The sequence below is a fragment of the Bacteroides sp. 1001136B_160425_E2 genome (assembly GCF_015559655.1).
Taxonomy (GTDB): Bacteria; Bacteroidota; Bacteroidia; order Bacteroidales; family Bacteroidaceae; genus Bacteroides; species Bacteroides luhongzhouii.
This window is the reverse complement of the sequence record NZ_JADMQH010000060.1, coordinates 1-1153: the sequence shown is the minus strand read 5'-3', so window position 1 is coordinate 1153 and position 1153 is coordinate 1. Positions and strand designations below refer to the sequence as shown.

The window sequence follows — 1153 nt, the reverse complement described above, 5'->3', positions numbered from 1 at the left end:
CGGAACAGCGGGTTAAAGCTGATACCCGTAAGTATCATTCCAACAATTATCTATGCGACTTCATGTCGCACCCAAGGTATTTCAAGGTGATGCACTGCCACAGCCCTTTGCTGGGCGTTCACACCTGTGCCTAACATGGTCGTACTTCCAAAAAGAACTCGCACCTTGCCGTTGTTCATTTCTTCAAACAGCTTTTTTCTTGCCCTCTCGGTAGTGGCGCATTGGATAAACTGTATTTCATCAGCAGGAATACCGAGTTGTACCAACTTTTCTTTGATGTCGGCATATATGTTCCATTCGTTCGGTTTGTATGTACCAAGATCGCTGAAGATGAACTGTGTACCCCGATTGTCATTCGAGCGTATATAGTAGTCATAGATTGTCCTCGCACAGATAGAAGCCTTGTTATCGGCATCATCCTTGAACTTGCAACCCAACAAGCGCATATCAAGAGCCATTTTTCGGGCTACATTGGTCGCAACCAACATTTTAGCCTTGTCGAGGTTGTCGGGTTGCGGAACGTCAAGCCCCAAGTCCTCCCACTGGCCGCTACCGGCAAAAGATACCAAGCGTCCTATCATTTCCTCCTGCTCGATTGTCGGGGGATAAGAGAGGAAACGCACGTTCTTCTCAGGCACGTCAAGATTTATCATGTCGGCTGTACAGTAATCCGTAATCTCACGCAGGAACATTGCCAGCTCCGGTACTTTGATGTAAGTACGGAAACGCTCTTTGCGCTTCACCGAGCCTGTCACATTCAACTCATAATCTGCCGTTTTCTTTGTGAATATGGCTGCCCACGCATCGAAACAGCTAATCCGTTGCCGTTGAAGCTCCTGCGGACGCAAATACTTGAACATCACATATAGTTCGGTAAGGGCGTTCACGACCACCGTACCCGACAGAAACGTAGCCCCAAGGTCACGACCTGTACGAAGTTGGATGTCACGAATGGCGAACAAGAGGTTCATTGCCCTTTGAGAGCCTTTGGTGTTGCCGATACCTGCCACACGGTTATGGCGTGTCTGAAACATTAAGTTCTTGAAAATATGGCATAAATCCAAAATTTCGGATTTATGCCATTATCAGAACTTTTATGAATTTCCTAAATTTCGCATCAAGTTGCTGATTCTTATTTTGTTGCATTTTAATA

Annotated in this window: 1 protein-coding gene; it reads right to left on the bottom strand. The window is 46.1% G+C overall.

The genetic code is table 11. From position 1 onward, the window contains the following. Window positions 1-50: 50 nt before the first annotated feature. Window positions 51-1064: a hypothetical protein gene (locus tag I2I04_RS23105; RefSeq protein ID WP_229034266.1), complete on the bottom strand. Its 1014-nt coding sequence runs from the start codon at window positions 1062-1064 to the stop codon at window positions 51-53. Between the last annotated feature and the right edge of the window lie 89 nt (window positions 1065-1153).